The 827-nt window shown below is 41.2% G+C and carries 1 protein-coding gene; it reads right to left on the minus strand.

What is annotated here, in order from left to right; genetic code table 11:
* On the minus strand, positions 1–827 hold an 827-nt coding region (locus V7659_RS26825), incomplete at both ends, for a putative PEP-binding protein (protein WP_335543133.1).

Genomic DNA, 827 nt, shown 5'->3' on the forward strand with positions numbered 1-827 from the left:
TTCCAATTGTGTACTCGAAGTTCTTTCCTGTTTCTTCTTGGACGAGTAATGCCGCATCTATTACCAATTTCCGCATATCCTTTAACTCATTCACATGACCAACCAAAGGAATCATAATTTCTGGCTGTACTTCAATACCTTTGTCTGCGAGCGTTGCCGCCGCATAGAAAATGGCTTTCGCTTGCATTTCATAAATCTCTGGATAAATCATTCCAAGACGGCAGCCACGGTGGCCAAGCATTGGATTAAACTCATCTAATTGACGAACTTTTTTAAGCAACTGCTCTTTCGATTTTAATTCTGATGATTGAGGCTCTAAGATTTGAAGTTTCGTCACTTCCACCAACAAATCCTCTTTATTTGGCAAAAATTCATGCAACGGCGGATCAAGTAACCGAATAGTGACAGGGAATCCTTTCATTTCTTCAAAGATTCCTTCAAAATCTCCTTGCTGCATTGGTAAAAGGTGATTCAATGCTTCCATTCTCTCATGATAATTTTCAGCAAGAATCATTTTTTGAACAATTGGAATCCGTTTCAAGTCCATAAACATATGTTCCGTACGGCATAAACCAATTCCGCCTGCTCCGAATTCGAATGCCTTTCTTGCATCTTCCGGATTATCTGCGTTGGCACGGACCCCAAGTTTACGTTCTTGGTCTGCCCATGCTAGCAACAACTGGAATTCATCCGATAGTTCTGGGTCAATCATTGGAATTTCTCCCAGCATTACTTCACCAGTGGAGCCGTCAATCGTAATGATGTCTCCATAACTAACGACTTGATCGCCCACCGTAAACTGTCTAGCCTTTAAGTCAATCTTTAAG

Origin of the sequence: Neobacillus drentensis, from assembly GCF_036966985.1 — a bacterium.
Taxonomy (GTDB): domain Bacteria; phylum Bacillota; class Bacilli; order Bacillales; family Cytobacillaceae; genus Neobacillus; species Neobacillus drentensis_E.